Source organism: Pseudomonas fragi (genome assembly GCF_002269505.1).
Lineage (GTDB): Bacteria > Pseudomonadota > Gammaproteobacteria > Pseudomonadales > Pseudomonadaceae > Aquipseudomonas > Aquipseudomonas fragi_D.
The window spans coordinates 96,868-114,944 of sequence record NZ_NQKQ01000006.1; the positions used below are offsets into that span (position 1 = coordinate 96,868).

An 18,077-nucleotide genomic window follows, 5' to 3' on the forward strand; every position below is an offset into this window, starting at 1 on the left:
GGTTTCTAAATTGCCACATCAGGGCCCGGTACCCAAGTGTTGCGTGTGGGTGACAGGGTTATCTGATCGCGGGCAGACAACTTTGAGCCACCGTCGTTTCTGGCACCATGACGTCCGGCAGGGGCTGTTGGCCGACACTGGGCCCGACAGTCACGCTGACCCAGCCGTCAGCCGTGAAGTGACGGTTCATCGCCGTTTTTATCTGTTCACGGGTCATGGCCTGAATCTGCTGGTTTTTGTAGCCGAAGGTCAGCGGTTGGCTAAAACGGTTGATGATGGACAGTTCGCTGCGCATTTCCAGATTGCTGGCCGTGAGCTGTGGCAGAGCCCGCAGCAGGTACTGTTTAATGTCGTCCAGTTCTGCTTCGCTGGGCCCGTCTTCCAAAAACCGGGTAAACAGCGCTTTGATGTGGGCCAGGGCACTTTGGCTGTAACGCGACGGCGTGTTGAGGTTGATGATCCAGGGCGTTGAGCCCTGCGCATGGGGTATTTCCGACAGCACACCATAGGTGACGCTGTGAGCTTCTCTTAACTGTGCATTGAGGATCTGACTGAAAACATAATGCCCGGCACGAATGGCGAGCCCGTCAGGGTGCTGATTGGGCAGGGCATCTTGAGCCAGCATCAGCAGGGTATGGGTCGCTTCATGTTCGATATGCAGCGTTTTGCCGCTGGTTGACGGGGCAGGTTCTGCTTGAGTGCCAGGCAGTGCAGGGCCGACGGGCAAGGCATTGGCCAGTGTTCGGCTGAGAATCTGCGCCTGTTGCAGGGTCAGGTCGCCGACAATCTCGATCTTCGCGTTGGCAGCCGTGTAGGCGCGACGGTAGTAGGCCTTGAGTTGTGCATCATCAATGTGCTCAAGACTCTTGGCCGTGCCGTACTCCGGGCGGGCATGGGGTTGTCCTGGGTAAAGTTCGCTGTAAATCAGCTCTCGAGCGAGTATGTACGGGGCTTCACGATTTTTTTTGAGCTTGGTGAGCAATTCATTTTTGACCCGCCGCTGGCCTTCGACGGTGAAGCCCGGTTGGGCGAGCATTTCGGTGAACAATTGCATGGCGGCTTCACGAATGTGCGGGGCGCTTAAGCTGCGCAAAGTGAAGAAGCTTTGTTCTCTGTTGATGCCGTTACCCAGCGACACGCCTAAATGATCAAAGCCCTTGGCCAGTGCATTGGCATCTCTGAGTGCCGAGCCTTCGTTGAACAGGCTCAGTACCATCGCCGCCAGCCCCGGGGCGTCTCCATCCTGATTGCTGCCTGCGGCAAAGCTGATCTGCACATCGATTATGGGCAAGGTGTGGTTCTGGACAAACAGTACCTTGGTGTTTTGAGCCAGCTTCCATGCCTTGATTGTCGGCAAACGTGTGCCTGGCGCGGGAGGACTCAACTCCAGCAGCGATTGCAGCCGTGCTGGCGGTTCTGTTGCACGGGTTTGTCCGCTGCCGGCAACAAGGATGAGCAGTAGCAGGGTGACGTACAAGGAGCGCCCGGCGGCGAAATAATGTGGCTTATTCATGGCGAGTCTCCTTGGGCAGTACATGACTGACGGTCAGGCGGTCACGGGTCAGGAAGGTTTTAGCCGTGTACTGGATATCTTCGGGAGTGATTGCTTTGAGGATCTGCATGCGATGGTCGTCCTGCTCCGACGACAGCCCGGCGATGTCCAGTTCGCCGAAATACAGGGCCAGATTTTGCAGGTCATCACGGCTGAAAACATGACGGGCAATGATCCGCGTACGTGCGCGCTCAAGGTCGACGGTTGAAGGGGGCGTGTGTTTCAACGAGTCGATCACGGCCAGGATCCGCTCTTGAACCTCAGTTAGCGGCCTGAGTTTTTCAAGGTTGAGGATGGCGGAAATACTGAGCACTTCATCACCACGGCTAATACCGCTGTAGTGCGAGTCAACAGCAACCAGAAGCTCTTCTGTGCGCAACAATCTGCTCTTGAGTGCGGAGCTGTCACCGCCACCGAGCAACTCGCTGAGCAGTTCCAGTGCCGGGGCCGTACGCAAATCGGTTTGGGTACTTAAACTGGGCACATTGAACATCATGGTCAAACCGGGTGTTTGATGCTCGATGTACTGGATGATGGTGCGCTCACCCGCAGCCGGCAGTTCGAGCGGGGGTTTGATCGCAGGCAAGTCGCGGCGGTCAATCGGGCCGAAGTAACGTGTTGCCAGCGCCTTGACCTGCTCTGCATCGACATCTCCGACGATGATCAGCGTGGCGTTATTGGGCGCATACCAGCTTTGATACCAGTGCTTGAGCTCATCAATGTGCATGCGTTCAAGGTCGTGCATCCAGCCGATGACCGGGCTGCCTGAGGCACTGGCAGGGAATGCCATGCTGCGAGATAGCTCAAGTGCGCGTTGTTGCGGGTTGTTGTCGATGTTTTCGATGCGTTCGTTTTTGATGATTTCGCGCTCTCCCTCCCAATGAGCGGCAGGCAGAAGTGCAGTACTCATCTGGTCTGCCATCACTTCAAGTGCAACCGCCAGCGCGTGGGGGGGCACAGTCTGAAAGAAAATGGTGGCGTCACTTTGTGTGGCTGCATTGTCCGTGATGCCAAGGCTCTGAAATATATGATCGGATTCCATCGCGCAGAGTTTGCTGCTGCCTTTGAAAATCATATGTTCAAGGGCGTGGGACAACCCGGACTGGCCTGGTGGCTCATAGTTCGAGCCGACCCGGTACCAGAGCTGCGAATGGACTACGGCGGCGCGGTGGTCTTCGTGAATGATGACCTTGAGGCCGTTATCCAGGGTGAACTGCTGGGTCGTGGCTTCGCTGCTGGCCAGGGCCATCAGCGGTTGCAACATAAAGCCGAGAGCCAGCCCGGCAAGTGGGCGTTTCATGGTGGGTGTCCTGACTATTGATCGTCAGAACAGATTGGGCTTGGGAGGGGGGAGGCGGGCGGTACATAGATATGTTGCGCCATACAAATCTGTAGTCGCTGCCGCAGGCTGCGATAAGGACCGAAAGACCTTCGCTTTTGAAAAAGCGACCCCCTCGGTCTCGATCGCAGCCTGCGGCAGCGACTACATGTTCGTCAGGCTTGTGTTGCTTCGCGTTGCCACAGGGCGTAGTTCACGCCCCCCGCTTTTTGCTCGCGGTGCAGGCGCCAGTTGGCAGGTAAACCCAGTTCGGACGGACGCAACTCGCTTTCGGTGTAGACCCAGGCGTCTTCGGTCAGCCAGCCGCGCTGTTCGAGCAAATCACAGGCAGGCTTGAGCAGGTCCTTGTTGAACGGCGGGTCGAGGAAGACCACGTCAAAGGTTTCGTTCGGCGTGGCGTCCAGATAACGCAAGGCGTCAGTTTGCTGCACTTCGCCGACGGTGCAGCGCAGGATGCCCATGTTCTCGCGGATGTTGGAAATCGCATCGCGGTTGCTGTCCAGTGCCACGCCCTTGGCTGCGCCACGGGACATGGCCTCAAGGAACAGCGCGCCGCTGCCGGCGAAGACGTCCAGTACCCTGGCGCCGCCGATGTGCGGAGCCAACCAGTTGAACAGGGTTTCACGCACGCGATCGGGCGTAGGGCGCAGGCCCTCTACATGGGGGAAGTCCAGCTTGCGGCTGCGCCATTCCCCGCCAATGATGCGTAACTGTCCCGCACCCGAGTGCGATGTGTTTTTTGGCTTTGCCATTAATGCTCCGGAACCCCAAGAGGTTGCTCTGAAGGTTTGTCGGTAGGAGGTGGCAGTGGTTTTTGCGGCACGGTTGGGCCGGCGGTCACTACGACCATTTTGTCGGCGCTCAGGTGCTTGTTCATGGCGTCCTTGACCTGTTCGGTGGTCAGGTCCTGGGACTTCTGCATGAAGGTTTCCAGGTAATCCAGGGGCAAATCATAAAAGCCCATTGCGCCAAGTTGGCCGACGATGGCGGCGTTGCTGGCAGTGGACAGCGGGAAGCTGCCAGCCAGTTCACGCTTGGCATCGTCGAGTTCTTTTTGCGTCGGACCATTTTTCAGGTAGTCGGCCAAAATGTCTTGCACCAGTTTGAGCGTCCCTTCGCTCAGTTCGGCACGGGTTTGCAGGTTGATCATGAACGGGCCGCGAGCCTGCATCGGGCTGAAGCCGGAGTACACACCGTAGGTCAGGCCGCGTTTTTCACGGACTTCAGTCATCAAGCGGGTACCGAAACCGCCACCGCCAAGGATGCTGTTGCCCAGCGCCAATGCGGCATAGTCGGGGTCGTCACGGTCGATGCCCAGTTGCGACAGCAGCAGGTGGGTCTGCTTTGACGGGAACTCGATGTGGGTTTCACCCGACTTGGGCTCGCTCGGCTGCACGGTCTTGGCCACTGCCGGGCCTTTGGGCAGCGCGGCGGACACCTGGGCTGCAATGGCCTCGGCTTCAGCACGGGACAGGTCGCCAACGATCGCGATCACGGCGTTGCCTGCGGTGTAGGCCTTGTTGTGGAAGGCCTTGAGCTGGTCAATGGTGATCGAGGCGATGCTTTGAGCATTGCCATCACTGGCGTGTGCATACGGGTGGTTGCCGTACAGGCGCTTGAACAGTTCGTCGCTGGCCAGTTTGCCGGGGTTCTGTTTCTGGAACTCGAAGCTGGCCAGCAACTGGTTTTTGATCCGTGCCAGCGAGTCGGCCGGGAAGGTCGGCTTGCCTACCACCTCGGCAAACAGGTTGAGCGCCGGTGTGCGTTTATCCACATCGCTCAGGCTGCGCAGCGAGGCCACGGCCATGTCGCGATAAGCGCCATTGCCGAAGTCCGCGCCCAGGCCTTCAAAGCCCTGGGCGATGGCACCTACATCCTTACCCGCGACACCTTCGTTGAGCATGGCGTTGGTCAGCAGGGCCAGGCCGGGGGTGTTTTCGTCCTGGCTGCTGCCGGCGGCGAAGGTCAGGCGCAAGTCGAACATCGGCAGTTGTCGGGCTTCGACGAACAGTACTTTCGAGCCTTCGGCGGTTTTCCAGGTTTGCACGTTCAATGCACGGTGGCTTGGAGCCTTGCCGTCCAGTTCGGCCAGGGACTGGAGCTTGTGCTCGCTCTTGGCCTGGTCCAGCGCCTGGCTGGCAACAGATTGCTCAGGGTTGGTTAAAAAGTAGCCGAGTGCACCGACCAGGATGGCGGCGCTCAGACCGAGCAGGGCGAAGCGGGGGGCTTTACGCTCACTCATGGGTTTTCTCCTCGGGCAGTACGTGCGCAACGCTCAGACGGTCGCGAGTGAAATAGGTGCGGGCGGCTTGCTGGATATCGGCCGGGGTGACCTTTTGCAGATCAGCCAGCTCCGAGTCCATCAGTTTCCAGGACAGGCCGACGGTTTCCAGTTGGCCGATCGAAGTGGCCTGACTGGTGATCGAGTCGCGCTCGTAAACCAGGCCGGCGATCACTTGGGCGCGCACGCGTTCCAGCTCCTCAGGGGTAGGCGGGGTCTTTTTCAAATCGTCGAGCAAGCGCCACAAGCCGGCATCGGCCTGGGCCATGGTGATTTTCTTCTGGCTGTTGGGCATAGCCGAAAGCATGAACAGGCTGTCGCCACGGGTGAACGCGTTGTAGCTGGACGATGCGCCGGAGACCAGTTCTTCACCACGTTCCAGTTGCGTTGGCATGCGTGCGCTGTAACCGCCATCCAGCAGCGCGGAAATCAGGCGCAGGGCATTGGCGGTGACAGGGTCTTTGGCCGTGGCAATGCTTGGCACGTTGAAGCCCAGCATCAGGCTCGGCAGTTGGGTTTGCACATGGATCTTGAGCAGACGCTCGCCAGGGGCAGGCAGTTCCAGCGGGATTTTGGCGACAGGGATATCGCGCTTGGCAACCGGGCCAAAATAGCGCTGGGCCAAGGCTTTGACTTCGTCCGGGGTGACATCACCCACCACCACCAAAGTGGCGTTGTTGGGGGCGTACCACTCTTCGTACCATGCGCGCAGTTCGCCAACGCTCATGCGCTCCAGGTCCACCATCCAGCCGATAGTCGGGGTGTGGTAGCCACTGGAGGGGAAGGCCATTGCGCTGAACAGCTCATAGGCTTTGCTCATGGGCTGGTCGTCGGTACGCAGGCGGCGCTCTTCCTTGATGACTTCGATCTCGCGCTTGAACTCTTCAGGCGGCAAGCGAAGGCTGGCCATGCGATCGGCCTCAAGTTCAAAAGCCACGCCCAGACGGTCGCGGGCCAGTACCTGATAATAGGCGGTGTAGTCGTCGCTGGTGAAGGCGTTTTCCTGGGCGCCAAGGTCGCGCAGGATCAACGAGGCTTCGCCGGGGCCAACCTTGTTGCTGCCCTTGAACATCATATGCTCAAGGGCGTGGGACAGGCCGGTCTTGCCGGGTGTTTCGTAGCTGGAACCTACTTTGTACCAGACCTGGGAGACCACCACGGGGGCGCGATGATCTTCGCGCACAATGACTTTCAGGCCATTGTCCAGGCGGAACTCGTGGGTAGGCTGCGGTTCGGCCGCCAGGGCCGAAAGCGGAAGTAAAACTGTGCTGAGCAACAGGCCAGCAGCGCGGCGGGCTAGATTCATTGATTTTTTAACCTGTTGGGCTACCTGCTCGGCCTTAGCGTCTGCAGGTGAGGAGGTGCTAGGATACTGATCCGTTTTACTGGCGGCCACGCCTATCAGGCCTTTGACGATCAGACGACGTTTGATCTGGCAGTATAGAAGCCCGCTTGGAAGTGTGGATGTATACCGGTAAATTTCGCATTTTTGCCGACTTTCCCGTGACAGACCCGAGTTAAGACGAAGTTTACGAGGTGTGTTTTACCCTCTGAACACAGTTGCGTGCGAACAAGCTGAAAAAATTACAGTCTGTTTCACACCGAATATTATTTGCCGGGGCGCCACAGTGGCGCGCCGCTACGATGAGATAGCCGTCCTCCATGTTTGGTTCCAACGACGACAAGAAGAACCCAGCTGCGGCTGGCGAGAAAAAAGGCCTGTTCGGATGGCTGCGCAGAAAGCCGCAGGAAACCGTCGTGGAACAGCCCGCGCCTGCGCCCGAAGTCGCCCCCGAGCCGCTGATTGAGGCCACCCCGGTGGTCGTCGAGGCTGTGCCTGAAGTGGTTGTAGTGAGCGTCGAGCCCGTTGTTGAGCCGGCCCCTGAACCGCATATTGCCGCCGAGCCTGCCCCCTGGCCGCCGTTGCCCGTTGCCGAAGAGCCGGTAGCGCTGGTCGAGGATGTGCAAGCACCGCATATCGTGCCGCCGATCCCTGAGCCTGAGCCTGAGCCCGTGGTTGCAGTGCCGGAAACGATCGAAACTGTTGTTGAGCCAGAGCCAGAGCCAGAGCCAGAGCCAGAGCCAGAGCCAGTTGCCGTCGTCGCACCTGTGGTCGTACCCGCCCCTGAGCCTGTGGTGGCTGCGCCTGCCCCGGTGGTCGAGGCCCCGGCTCCCGCCCCGGTTGCGGCTCCCGAGGCTAAAACCGGCTTTTTCGCCCGTCTCAAGCAAGGCCTGTCCAAGACCAGTGCCAGCATCGGCGAAGGTATGGCCAGCCTGTTCCTGGGCAAAAAAGCCATTGATGACGATCTGCTCGAAGAGATCGAAACCCGTCTGCTGACTGCGGACGTAGGTGTTGAAGCGACCTCGGTGATCATCAAGAACCTGACGCAGAAAGTCGCCCGCAAGCAACTGACCGATGCCGACGCACTGTACAAGTCGCTGCAGGAAGAGCTGGCGGCCATGCTCAAGCCGGTTGAACAGCCGCTGAAAATCGAGTCGAAAAACAAGCCATTCGTGATTTTGGTGGTGGGCGTCAACGGTGCGGGTAAAACCACCACCATTGGCAAGCTCGCGAAAAAACTGCAGCTTGAAGGCAAGAAAGTCATGCTGGCGGCCGGTGATACCTTCCGCGCCGCTGCCGTTGAGCAGTTGCAGGTGTGGGGCGAACGCAACCATATCCCGGTGATTGCCCAGCACACGGGTGCAGATTCTGCGTCGGTGATTTTTGATGCCGTGCAAGCTGCCAAGGCCCGAGGTATCGATGTTCTGATCGCGGATACCGCCGGTCGCCTGCACACCAAAGACAACCTGATGGAAGAGCTCAAGAAAGTTCGCCGGGTCATGGGCAAACTCGACGAAGACGCTCCTCACGAAGTGCTGCTGGTGCTGGATGCCGGTACCGGGCAGAACGCCATCAGCCAGACCAAGCAATTTGATCAGACCGTTGCCCTCACAGGCCTGGCGCTGACCAAGCTGGATGGTACGGCCAAAGGCGGAGTGATTTTCGCCCTGGCCAAGCAATTCAACATCCCGATCCGCTATATCGGTGTGGGTGAAGGCATCGATGATTTGCGTGATTTTGAGTCCGAACCCTTTGTCCAGGCTCTGTTTGCGGAGCGGGAGCGTCCATGATTCGTTTCGAGCAGGTCGGTAAGCGCTATCCAAATGGACACGTGGGCCTGCACGAGCTGAGCTTTCGGGTCCGTCGAGGCGAATTCCTCTTTGTGACCGGCCACTCCGGCGCAGGCAAAAGCACGCTGTTGCGCCTGTTGCTGGCGATGGAACGCCCGACCAGCGGCAAATTGCTGTTGGCAGGGCAGGACCTGGGCCAGATCAGCAACGCGCAGATCCCTTTTTTGCGTCGTCAGATCGGTGTGGTTTTCCAGAATCACCAGTTGCTGTTTGATCGCACGGTGTTCAACAACGTCGCCTTGCCGTTGCAAATCCTCGGGCTGTCCAAGGCTGAAGTCGCCAAGCGTGTCGATTCGGCGCTGGAGCGCGTAGCGCTGTCGGACAAGACCGATCTGTACCCGGGTGACTTGTCCACAGGTCAGCAACAGCGCGTCGGCATTGCCCGCGCTATCGTGCATCGCCCGGCATTGCTGCTGGCCGATGAACCCACCGGTAACCTCGACCCGCGTCTGGCGGCGGAAATCATGGGCGTATTTGAAGACATCAACCGTTTGGGCACCAGCGTACTGATTGCCAGCCATGACCTGGCACTGATCGCACGTATGCGCCATCGCATGCTGACCTTGCAGCGCGGGCGCCTGATCGGTGACGGGGAGGCCGCGCAATGAGTGCCACCCGCAGCCCCAAAGTGTCCGAACGCGTAGCGCCCAAGGCTGCCGACCCGCAGCCACCGAAGAAAAAACACGATGATGACGATGGCCCGACCTTTGCCATGTTGTTTCACGCCTGGGTTGAGGCCCACCGTGCGAGTTTGCTCGACAGCCTCAAGCGCCTTGGCAAACAGCCGATTGGCAGTTTTTTCACCTGCCTGGTGATGGCGGTTGCCTTGAGCCTGCCTATGGGCCTGTCGTTGTTGCTTAACAACGTCGAGCGCCTGGGAGGTTCCTGGCAGCGTGCGGCACAGATTTCGCTGTATCTGCAGATGGATGCCAGCAGCGAGCAGGGTGAAAATCTCAGCGATCAGATAAAAGGTATGGCAGGGGTCGCTGACGCTGAATTTATCAGCCGTGAAAAAGCCCTTGAAGAGTTCCAGCAGCAGTCAGGGCTGGGCGAAGCGCTTAAAGAGCTACCCGACAACCCGTTGCCTGGCGTGGTGCTGGTCACCCCGGCCGAGGTCGATAAAGCCACCCTGGAGGCCCTTCGCGAGCGCCTTGCGCAGTTGCCAAAAGTGCAACAGGCGCAACTTGATCTAGTCTGGGTCGAGCGCTTGGCGGCCATCCTGAAATTGGGTGACCGTTTTGTGTTTGGCTTGACTGTGTTGCTGGTATCGGCTTTGCTGTTGGTTATCGGTAATACGATTCGTTTGCATATCGAAAACCGTCGTATCGAAATCGAAGTCATCAAGCTGGTCGGTGGTACTGACAGCTATGTGCGCAGGCCCTTTCTTTATATGGGTGCGCTTTATGGTTTTGGTGCGGGAGTATTGTCCTGGGGCGTGTTGGCGTTCGGCCTGAACTGGCTCAACGACGCAGTGGTGGGATTGGCTGGCTTGTACGGCAGCAATTTTGCCCTGGCGGGTGTGCCGGTAGCCGATGGTCTGTCTCTCTTGCTTGGCGCGGTGCTGTTAGGGTATATCGGTGCATGGATTGCAGTAGCGCGTCACTTACGTGAGCTTTCGCCCAAGTAGTGTCTTTACACCTGTTGACCTTTTCAGCTTTTTTTGGGAACTTTTTTCCAGGTTTCCGGTCAACTTTCGCAGTGCTGAACTGCACGAGTTATGTGAGACGGAGGTTTTTTCGTATGACCACTTCTTTGCAACCTGCGTATGCGTTGGTCCCTGGTGCGAACCTAGAGGCCTATGTCAATACGGTGAACAGCATCCCATTGCTGACACCGGAGCAGGAGCGTGAACTGGCCGAGAGTCTCTACTATGAGCAGGATTTGGGGGCGGCTCGGCAGATGGTGCTCGCCCACCTGCGTTTTGTTGTACACATTGCCCGTAGTTATTCGGGTTATGGCCTGGCTCAGGCTGACCTGATCCAGGAAGGCAACGTCGGCCTGATGAAGGCGGTCAAACGCTTCAACCCTGAAATGGGTGTACGTCTGGTGTCTTTCGCGGTGCACTGGATCAAGGCAGAGATCCACGAGTTCATCCTGCGTAACTGGCGGATCGTGAAAGTTGCGACCACCAAGGCTCAGCGCAAACTGTTCTTCAACCTGCGCAGCCAGAAAAAACGTCTGGCCTGGCTGAACAACGACGAAGTTCATCGTGTGGCTGAAAGCCTCGGTGTAGAGCCTCGCGAAGTGCGCGAGATGGAAAGCCGCCTGACCGGTCATGACATGGCGTTCGACCCGGCAGCCGAAGCTGACGACGACAGTGCGTTCCAGTCGCCAGCCAACTACCTGGAAGACCACCGGTACGACCCGGCGCGCCAACTGGAAGATGCTGACTGGACCGATAACTCCACCAGCAACCTGCACGAAGCGCTGGAAGTGCTGGACGACCGCAGCCGTGACATTCTGTATCAGCGCTGGTTGGCTGAAGAAAAAGCCACGCTGCACGACTTGGCACAGAAGTACAACGTGTCTGCAGAGCGGATTCGTCAGCTAGAAAAAAGCGCGATGAACAAGCTCAAACTGTCGATTGCCGCTTAATCCGGCCCGACAAACAAACGCCCCGATCTGATCGGGGCGTTTTTGTTTGTGCTGTTCGAGCGCCCCTGGCCAGCCTGCACTGTGCAGGGTTAGCGGGACGGTTGTGCTTTAAGCTGCTCAGGGTCCACGCCATTTGCCCTGAGCAGGGCATCGACCAGCGAGCGGGACATCTCCACCGAATGCACCAGTGACCACACAAGCCCACGTTCTATGCCGCTGGCATATGCAGTGATTTCATCCGAGACCTCTTCTGCACTTTTGAGCATCAGCGACACATGGCACAGCGCCTCGATTGCCCGGATATCAGGTAGCACGGCAAAAGCTGAGCTCTTGCCTGCCCTTTGTGCACAGGTGGGCTTGAGGTTGTCCAGGCAAACAGGCGGTGCCTGAAGCAGGGTATCGAGAATACGCCGGGTGGCCTCATCATGCTGATGATCATCACGGGGGGTGTGACGGGCTTTGGGATCATCGGGCGTCGTCTTTTTCATGTCTCTTCCACGGGGATCATCGGCGACTGGTGAAGATAGCCCTGTGACTTTAAGGGTCGCAAGCAGCGCTTATGAGTCTCGTGTTTTCTCGGAAACGTCTGCCTTTTGGCGGCGTAAAAGTCTGACATGGGCGCCTGGGGATCGAATTCGCTACACTGGCGAACTTTTACGCTGTGCGTTGGCGCCCATGACCGTTCTGAAATATCTCCAGGCTTACCCCCAGACCTTGCAAGAGCAGGTGCGCCAATTGATTGAGCGCGACCAGTTGGGCAATTACCTGAACGAACGTTATCCACAGCGTCACGCGGTGCAGAGTGACAAGGCCCTGTATGCCTACGCGCAGGAACTCAAACAGGAGTACCTGCGTAATGCACCGTCCTTTGACAAGGTGCTGTTTGATAACCGGCTAGACCTGACCCACCGCGCGCTGGGTTTGCACACGGCTATTTCGCGGGTCCAGGGTGGCAAGCTCAAGGCCAAGAAAGAGTTGCGCGTAGCGTCGTTGTTCAAGGACGCGGCGCCCGAGTTTCTGAAGATGATCGTGGTCCACGAGCTGGCTCATTTGAAAGAGTCAGACCACAACAAGGCGTTTTACAAATTGTGCGAGCACATGTTGCCGGGTTATCACCAGCTGGAGTTTGATCTGCGCGTTTACCTGACGTGGCGTGACTTGTAGTCGCTGTCGAGGTACGAGGCTGCGATGGGGTGCGCAGAGCCTCCCATATTTTGGAATAACAATCGAAGGTCCTGCGGCCCTTATCGCAGCCTGCGGCAGCGACTACAGGTTTCTCGTGGCACCTGAGTGGAGTTTTGTATGGAAGTCAGTAAAACCAAAAGCAGTTTTTATCGGCGCCTGTATGTGGCTTGGTTGATCGACAGCCAGACCGCCAGCAGCGTACCGGCACTCACCGAGGTGACCGGCATGCCGCGCCGTACCGCGCAGGACACCATTGCGGCCCTGGCGGATCTGGACATCATCTGCGAGTTTGAACAGCAGGACGGCGCCCGTAACCATGCCGGACGCTATTTGATCCGCAGCTGGGGTCCGGTGGATAAAGCCTGGGTCGGCGGGCATCTGGTGCAGATCAAACAGGTGCTGGGTTACCCCTGAGAAATCAGGCGCATGCCGATGTGCGGTATGTTGTCTTCAAGGTAGACCTCGCCCTGGGTGCTGAACCCGTGTTGCTCATAGAAGGGCTGCAGGTGTGCCTGGGCAGACAGGAACACGGGTTGTCCCGGCCAGTAGTCTTCGATGTTTTCCAGGGCCTGTTCAAGCAGGGCATGCCCGAGCTTTTGCCCGCGCCCCTCGACGGCAACGATTACGCGACCAATGACTACGTCACCGCCCTGGGACTCGGGGTCGAGGATGCGGGCATAAGCCACTAGCTGGTCGTCTTGCCAGCCCATCACATGCAGCGTATCGCCCGTCAGGTCTTGCCCGTCGACGTCCTGATAGGCGCATTTCTGCTCGGCGACAAATACTTTGGAGCGTAATTCGAGAATGGCGTAGAGCTGTTCTTTGCCCAGGTCGTTGTGGTGTTTGCAGAGCCAGTCGGTGGTCACGTTCTTGTCCTTGTTGGCGAGTTCATGCCCCCGATAGTAGGCGCGATGCCGACTGGCGCCAAGGCCTAAGGTGTCTTGACCAAATGTGCGGCCAGGGTGCGCAGCGGCCCGAGCTGGCGGCAAATCAGTGCCAGTTGGGTTTGTACCAGCCTCTGGTTTTCATCGATTTCGTCCGGCATTTGTTCAAGCTCGCCGGCCAGGGCCTCTTCCTCGTCACTTTGCACTGCAACGGCCTGCTTGGTGGCCAGGCCCTGGGCAATCTGCTCGATGCTCTCGGCAATCTTGCTCCCGGCACCTTCAATCAACTGTTCGCGCACTTCGGCGGGCAGTTGGGTGTCGCGGTGAGCGCCCAGACCAGACAAGTAGCTGAGCAAGGTGTGGGACATGACCAGGAAACGGAAGCCCATATCGGCATCCTTACGGAAGTGCCCGGGCTCCATCAGCATATTGGCCAGGGTGGTCGACAGCGCGGCATCAGCGTTGTGGGCGTTACGCCGTGCCAGTCGGTAGGCCAGGCTGTCGCTTTTACCCTGCGCGTATTGCTGCATGATCTGGCGCAGATACTGGCTGTTGCAGCTCAGGGTATTGGCCAGTACCTGATTGAGGCGACGGCCCTGCCAGTCCGGCAGGAACAGGAATACTGCCGCCGCCGCGATCACGCTACCCACCAGAGTGTCGAACAGGCGCGGCAGGAACAGCCCATAGCCGTCGCCCACCTGGTTGAAGCAAAACAGAATCATCAGCGTGATGGCCGCCGTGCTCAGGGTGTAGCGCGTGGTGCGGTTGATAAAGAACACCACCCCGGCCACCACGGCAAACATCGACTGCACCAGCGGGTTGGGAAATAGATCGAACAGGGCCCAGCCCACGGCCAGACCGATGGCGGTACCGATAATCCGCTGGCTGAACTTGCGCCGCGTGGCGCCGTAGCTTGGCTGGCACACGAACAGCGTGGTGAGGATGATCCAGTAGCCCTGGCTTGGGTGAATCCAGTGCACCATCGCGAAACCGATGCTCAGTGCCAGAGGCAGGCGCAAGGCGTGGCGGAAGATCAGCGAGGTGGGTGTCAGATGCTGGCGCAGGCGTGACCAGACATCCTTGAGGTTACGCGGCGAACGGTCCAGCAGGCTGCTGTCGGTGGCATCGGCCAGGGTGTCGGGGTTGCTTGCATCGCTCAGCAGGCGATCGAGGGTACCGAGGTTGGCGGCCAGTGCGCGCAGTGAACGCAACAGCCCGCGCCAGGCCGGGTTGCTCTGGATGCGCAAGTGTTCGAGGGAGGCGTGCAGGTCGCCCAGGGCCTCGGCAAAACTGTCGTCATAGACGAATGGCTGGCGCAGCTTGATCGACTCCGACAGGCGCTGACAGGCCACACCCTGCTGGCGCAGCAGGCGTTGGCAGCGGAACATCACGTCACTGTGGAAGAAGGCGTCGGCCAGGGCGTTGTACGGGTAGTGCGAAGAACTGGCACGCTCGTGGATATCTTGTGCGAGGAAATACAGCTTGAGGTAGCGACTGAGTTTGGAGCCTGGCCGGGTGTTGCCGACCCGATGCAGGATGATTTCCTTGGCGGTGTTCAGTGCCGCCACCACCCGGCCGTTTTGCCGGGCCAGTTCCAACCGGCCCGCTTCCACGTCCAGCTTGCGGATCGGCTCGAACAGCGCCGACTTGATCTTCAGGTACAGCCCCAACTCCCAGAACAGCCGCGCCAGGCTCTGTTGCACCGGCTGATTGGAGAACAGCGCCTGCCACAGCACCGACAGTATCCCGTACCAGGCCGCACCGGCCACCAGCAGCAAGGGTTCATGCCAGAAATTGGTGACTTCACCGCCGCGCTGGTCCACGCCGATCATGGTGTATACAGCCAGGATCAGTGTGGCCGAGGCAATTGCCCCGTAGCGTTCGCCCAATGCCCCGAGCATGGTCAGGCCAAAGCTGGCCAGGGCAAGCGCGCAGACCATCAGCCAGGGGTAGGGGAAAAGCAGCTCGACACTCAGGGCCGAGGCGGTGAAACACACCAGTGTCACCAGCAGGGCATTGAGGCGGCCTTGCCAGCTGTCATCGGTTTCAGACAGGGCGCTGGCGATAATCCCCAGAAACAGCGGGATCAGCAGCGACATCTCATCCTGATACCAGCAAAAAGCCATGCTGCCGGTCAGGGCGACAAATACCCGTACGCTGTAACTGAACTTGTCCAGTGCCCACAGGCGACGCAAGGAATGCTGAAAGCTTTTCGATGACATGAAGTGGCGGTGCCTGGCTCGTGATTCGCTAACTTGAGCCAGATAAGACGACAGCGCAATGGGGCTGTCACATCGAACCAAAAATATTTTTAATGCAGGGGGCGGGTCAGACGAACTGCGCCGCCGCATACCCCGATGCCCACGCCCACTGGAAGTTGAAACCGCCCAGATGGCCGCTGACATCCAACACTTCGCCGACAAAATACAGACCGGGGCTTTTCAGCGATTCCATGGTCTTGGACGATACTTCACGGGTATCGACCCCGCCCAGAGTCACTTCCGCGGTGCGATAGCCTTCGGTGCCCGCAGGGACCACCTTCCAGCTCGCCAGTTTGTCAGCCACCAGCGCCAGCTCAGCCGGGGTGTACTGCTTCATTGGCTTGGACTCGAACCAGTGCTCGGCCAGCAGGTTGGCCATTTTCTTGGTGAAGATTTCACCCAGCAGGGTTTTCAACTCGCTGTTGGGGCGTTCCGCCTGCTGGGTTTGCAGCCAGCTCAGGGCGTCGAGGTCGGGCAGCAGGTTGATTTCAACGGTGTCGCCCGGGTTCCAGAACGAGGAAATCTGCAAAATCGCCGGCCCGCTCAAACCCCGATGGGTGAACAGGATATTTTCGCGAAAGCTTTGATCGTTGCAGCTCACCAGGCAATCCACTGAGGTGCCCGAGAGTTCGGTGCAGATTTCTTTAAGCTGATCGGTGATGGTGAACGGCACCAGGCCTGCGCGTGTTGGCAGCAGGGTGTGGCCGAACTGTTTGGCGATTTGATAACCGAAACCTGTCGCGCCCAATGTCGGGATCGACAGCCCGCCGGTGGCGACCACCAGAGACTGGCAGTCAACCGGCCCCAGCGTGGTGTTGAGGCTGTAGCCGTTGTCGGTTTTTTCGATCTGCTCGACCGAAGTGTCCAGGTGCAGGCTGACGCCCGCTTTCTGGCATTCATCGAGGAGCATTTCGAGGATGTCGCTGGATTTGTTATCGCAGAACAGCTGGCCGAGTTTCTTCTCGTGGTAAGGCACGCCGTGCTTGCTCACCAGTTCGATGAAGTCCCACTGGGTGTAGCGGGCCAGGGCCGACTTGCAGAAGTGCGGGTTCTGCGACAGGAAATTATTGGGCTCGGTGTACATGTTGGTGAAGTTGCAGCGGCCACCGCCCGACATCAGGATCTTTTTGCCCGCCTTGTTGGCGTGGTCGATGAGCATGACCTTTCGCCCGCGGCCGGCAGCGGTCAGCGCGCACATCAAACCTGCGGCGCCAGCGCCAATAATCACAACGTCGGTAGAGCGCAAAGCGGTGTCCTCGTTAAAAGCAGCCCTCACCCCAGCCCTCTCCCGGAGGGAGAGGGAGCTTGATCGAGGTGATTTCGAATTCTGTGTAAATCTTCCCCCTCTCCCTCCGGGAGAGGGTTGGGGTGAGGGGGCTCTTGAAGCGTCTTACAAAACCCGCACGCGCAGTACGCGGCCTTTGATTTTGCCTTCGCTCAGGCGCTGGGCCGCTTGCTTGGCGATGGTGCGGTCAACCGCCACGTAGGCCTGGAAGTCAAAGATCGCGATCTTGCCAACCTGGGCACCCGGGATACCCGCGTCGCCGGTCAGGGCGCCGAGGATGTCACCCGGGCGAACCTTGTCTTTACGACCGGCACCGATCACCAGCGTACTCATGGCCGGCAGCAACGGAGCGCCGCCCTGAGAGGTCAGGGTGTCCAGGGTTTCCCAGTTCAGCGGCGCTTTCTGCAACTGCTCGATGGCCTGGGCGCGGTGCGCTTCGGACGGGGCAACCAGGCTGATGGCCACGCCTTTTTCACCGGCGCGACCGGTACGGCCAACACGGTGAATGTGGATTTCCGAATCGCGGGCCAGCTCAACGTTGAGCACCATGTCCAACGCGTCGATGTCCAGACCACGGGCGGCTACGTCGGTGGCAACCAGTACTGAAGTCGAGCGGTTGGCAAACATGGCCAGTACCTGGTCACGGTCGCGCTGCTCCAGGTCGCCATGCAGGCCGACGGCCGAGATGCCCTTGGAGGTCAGGTGATCAACGGTTTCCTGCACCTGCTGCTTGGTGAAGCAGAACGCTACGCAGGACTGCGGGCGGAAGTGGCCCAGCACCTTGGTCACGGCGCTCATGCGTTCTTCAGGCGAGATTTCGTAGAAGCGCTGCTCGATCTGGCTGTCAGTGTGCAGCGCCTCGGCTTTTACCTGCTGAGGGTTGCGCATGAACTTGGACGACAGCTGCTTGATACCGGCCGGGTAGGTGGCCGAGAACAGCAGGGTCTGGCGACGCTCCGGGGTTTTGACAATGATGTCTTCGATGGCGTCATAGAAGCCCATGTCCAGCATGCGGTCAGCTTCGTCCAGTACGAGGGTGTTCAGACCGTCCAGTACCAGTGAGCCCTTGCGCAAGTGCTGCTGGATACGCCCCGGAGTGCCGACGATGATGTGCGCGCCGTGCTCCAGCGAGCCGATCTGCGGGCCGAACGACACGCCGCCGCACAGGGTCAGCACTTTGATGTTGTCTTCGGCGCGGGCCAGACGGCGGATTTCCTTGGCAACCTGGTCAGCCAGTTCGCGGGTCGGGCAGATCACAAGGGCCTGGCAGCCGAAGAAGCGCGGGTTGATCGGGTTCAGCAGGCCGATGCCGAAGGCGGCAGTTTTGCCACTGCCGGTCTTGGCCTGGGCGATCAGGTCCATGCCTTTGAGGATCACCGGCAAGCTCTGCGCCTGAATCGGCGTCATCTGGGCATAACCGAGGGAGTCGAGGTTAGCCAGCATGGCGGCGGACAGAGGCAGAGTATTAAAAGCGGTGGCAATGGTGGTCACGGGACTGGCCTG

General features: G+C 59.1%; 16 protein-coding genes. 6 read left to right on the plus strand and 10 right to left on the minus strand.

Going from position 1 to position 18,077, the window contains the following annotated elements:
* Positions 1–58: 58 nt before the first annotated feature.
* From CJU81_RS07620 to CJU81_RS07640, 5 genes are all read right to left on the minus strand, one after another.
* Complete coding sequence (locus tag CJU81_RS07620) at positions 59–1,513, minus strand: M16 family metallopeptidase (RefSeq protein WP_176464812.1); 1,455 nt, start codon at positions 1,511–1,513, stop codon at positions 59–61.
* Positions 1,506–2,852 (minus strand): M16 family metallopeptidase, encoded by a 1,347-nt coding sequence (locus CJU81_RS07625; RefSeq protein WP_095036126.1) that lies wholly within the window; start codon positions 2,850–2,852, stop codon positions 1,506–1,508. Before CJU81_RS07625 ends, CJU81_RS07620 begins: the two co-directional genes overlap by 8 nt.
* 194 nt (positions 2,853–3,046) lie before the next feature.
* On the minus strand, positions 3,047–3,643 hold the full coding sequence (gene rsmD / locus CJU81_RS07630; RefSeq protein ID WP_095036127.1) for a 16S rRNA (guanine(966)-N(2))-methyltransferase RsmD: 597 nt from the start codon (positions 3,641–3,643) through the stop codon (positions 3,047–3,049).
* Positions 3,643–5,133 (minus strand): M16 family metallopeptidase, encoded by a 1,491-nt coding sequence (locus CJU81_RS07635; RefSeq protein ID WP_095036128.1) that lies wholly within the window; start codon positions 5,131–5,133, stop codon positions 3,643–3,645. Before CJU81_RS07635 ends, rsmD begins: the two co-directional genes overlap by 1 nt.
* Positions 5,126–6,478, minus strand: coding sequence for a M16 family metallopeptidase (locus CJU81_RS07640; RefSeq protein ID WP_095036129.1), 1,353 nt, complete (start codon positions 6,476–6,478; stop codon positions 5,126–5,128). The genes CJU81_RS07635 and CJU81_RS07640 overlap by 8 nt, the downstream gene beginning before the upstream one ends.
* A 356-nt stretch (positions 6,479–6,834) precedes the next feature.
* Here CJU81_RS07640 and ftsY point away from each other — a divergent pair, with 356 nt between their 5' ends.
* The 4 genes from ftsY to rpoH all read left to right on the plus strand — a co-directional run bounded on the left by ftsY (position 6,835) and on the right by rpoH (position 10,959).
* On the plus strand, positions 6,835–8,304 hold the full coding sequence (ftsY, locus tag CJU81_RS07645) for a signal recognition particle-docking protein FtsY (RefSeq protein WP_095036130.1): 1,470 nt from the start codon (positions 6,835–6,837) through the stop codon (positions 8,302–8,304).
* On the plus strand, positions 8,301–8,972 hold the full coding sequence (gene ftsE / locus CJU81_RS07650; protein WP_016782600.1) for a cell division ATP-binding protein FtsE: 672 nt from the start codon (positions 8,301–8,303) through the stop codon (positions 8,970–8,972). The genes ftsY and ftsE overlap by 4 nt, the downstream gene beginning before the upstream one ends.
* A complete protein-coding gene (ftsX, locus tag CJU81_RS07655) occupies positions 8,969–9,991 on the plus strand; it encodes a permease-like cell division protein FtsX (RefSeq protein WP_083369726.1) in 1,023 nt (340 codons plus the stop codon). The genes ftsE and ftsX overlap by 4 nt, the downstream gene beginning before the upstream one ends.
* Positions 9,992–10,104: 113 nt before the next feature.
* The gene (rpoH, locus tag CJU81_RS07660; RefSeq protein WP_004419731.1) at positions 10,105–10,959 is read left to right on the plus strand and encodes an RNA polymerase sigma factor RpoH; all 855 of its coding nucleotides are present in this window, start codon (positions 10,105–10,107) and stop codon (positions 10,957–10,959) included.
* Between the two features lie 89 nt (positions 10,960–11,048).
* On the opposite strand, the gene CJU81_RS07665 is transcribed toward rpoH, so the two are convergent.
* A complete protein-coding gene (locus tag CJU81_RS07665; protein WP_095036131.1) occupies positions 11,049–11,447 on the minus strand; it encodes a hypothetical protein in 399 nt (132 codons plus the stop codon).
* 187 nt (positions 11,448–11,634) lie between these two features.
* Here CJU81_RS07665 and CJU81_RS07670 point away from each other — a divergent pair, with 187 nt between their 5' ends.
* Together CJU81_RS07670 and CJU81_RS07675 are read left to right on the plus strand one after the other, a co-directional pair.
* The gene (locus tag CJU81_RS07670; protein ID WP_095036132.1) at positions 11,635–12,123 is read left to right on the plus strand and encodes a YgjP-like metallopeptidase domain-containing protein; all 489 of its coding nucleotides are present in this window, start codon (positions 11,635–11,637) and stop codon (positions 12,121–12,123) included.
* Positions 12,124–12,261: 138 nt separating this feature from the next.
* Positions 12,262–12,558, plus strand: a complete 297-nt coding sequence (locus CJU81_RS07675; RefSeq protein WP_016782595.1) for a winged helix-turn-helix domain-containing protein — start codon at positions 12,262–12,264, stop codon at positions 12,556–12,558.
* Here the strand turns inward: CJU81_RS07675 and CJU81_RS07680 are convergent.
* The 4 genes from CJU81_RS07680 to dbpA all read right to left on the minus strand — a co-directional run bounded on the left by CJU81_RS07680 (position 12,549) and on the right by dbpA (position 18,017).
* Entirely contained in the window at positions 12,549–13,010 is a 462-nt protein-coding gene (locus tag CJU81_RS07680; protein WP_095036133.1) for a GNAT family N-acetyltransferase, read from the minus strand. The two genes, CJU81_RS07675 and CJU81_RS07680, sit on opposite strands and share 10 nt — an antisense overlap.
* A 65-nt stretch (positions 13,011–13,075) precedes the next feature.
* Positions 13,076–15,250 carry a YccS family putative transporter gene (gene yccS, locus CJU81_RS07685; protein ID WP_095036134.1) on the minus strand — a complete coding sequence of 725 codons (2,175 nt, stop codon included), beginning with the start codon at positions 15,248–15,250 and terminating at the stop codon, positions 13,076–13,078.
* Positions 15,251–15,356: 106 nt separating this feature from the next.
* Positions 15,357–16,535, minus strand: a complete 1,179-nt coding sequence (locus CJU81_RS07690) for an NAD(P)/FAD-dependent oxidoreductase (RefSeq protein ID WP_095036198.1) — start codon at positions 16,533–16,535, stop codon at positions 15,357–15,359.
* Between the two features lie 144 nt (positions 16,536–16,679).
* Positions 16,680–18,017, minus strand: a complete 1,338-nt coding sequence (gene dbpA / locus CJU81_RS07695; RefSeq protein ID WP_228795946.1) for an ATP-dependent RNA helicase DbpA — start codon at positions 18,015–18,017, stop codon at positions 16,680–16,682.
* Between the last annotated feature and the right edge of the window lie 60 nt (positions 18,018–18,077).

Bases quoted from the DNA above. Each gene is read 5' to 3' on its own strand.
- CJU81_RS07675 (WP_016782595.1), top strand. From the start codon at position 12,262: ATGGAAGTCAGTAAAACCAAAAGCAGTTTTTATCGGCGCCTGTATGTG.
- CJU81_RS07640 (WP_095036129.1), bottom strand. From the start codon at position 6,478: ATGAATCTAGCCCGCCGCGCTGCTGGCCTGTTGCTCAGCACAGTTTTA.
- CJU81_RS07670 (WP_095036132.1), top strand. From the start codon at position 11,635: ATGACCGTTCTGAAATATCTCCAGGCTTACCCCCAGACCTTGCAAGAG.
- CJU81_RS07665 (WP_095036131.1), bottom strand. From the start codon at position 11,447: ATGAAAAAGACGACGCCCGATGATCCCAAAGCCCGTCACACCCCCCGT.
- yccS (WP_095036134.1), bottom strand. From the start codon at position 15,250: ATGTCATCGAAAAGCTTTCAGCATTCCTTGCGTCGCCTGTGGGCACTG.
- ftsX (WP_083369726.1), top strand. From the start codon at position 8,969: ATGAGTGCCACCCGCAGCCCCAAAGTGTCCGAACGCGTAGCGCCCAAG.
- rpoH (WP_004419731.1), top strand. From the start codon at position 10,105: ATGACCACTTCTTTGCAACCTGCGTATGCGTTGGTCCCTGGTGCGAAC.
- CJU81_RS07625 (WP_095036126.1), bottom strand. From the start codon at position 2,852: ATGAAACGCCCACTTGCCGGGCTGGCTCTCGGCTTTATGTTGCAACCG.
- ftsY (WP_095036130.1), top strand. From the start codon at position 6,835: ATGTTTGGTTCCAACGACGACAAGAAGAACCCAGCTGCGGCTGGCGAG.
- dbpA (WP_228795946.1), bottom strand. From the start codon at position 18,017: ATGCTGGCTAACCTCGACTCCCTCGGTTATGCCCAGATGACGCCGATT.
- ftsE (WP_016782600.1), top strand. From the start codon at position 8,301: ATGATTCGTTTCGAGCAGGTCGGTAAGCGCTATCCAAATGGACACGTG.
- rsmD (WP_095036127.1), bottom strand. From the start codon at position 3,643: ATGGCAAAGCCAAAAAACACATCGCACTCGGGTGCGGGACAGTTACGC.
- CJU81_RS07620 (WP_176464812.1), bottom strand. From the start codon at position 1,513: ATGAATAAGCCACATTATTTCGCCGCCGGGCGCTCCTTGTACGTCACC.
- CJU81_RS07635 (WP_095036128.1), bottom strand. From the start codon at position 5,133: ATGAGTGAGCGTAAAGCCCCCCGCTTCGCCCTGCTCGGTCTGAGCGCC.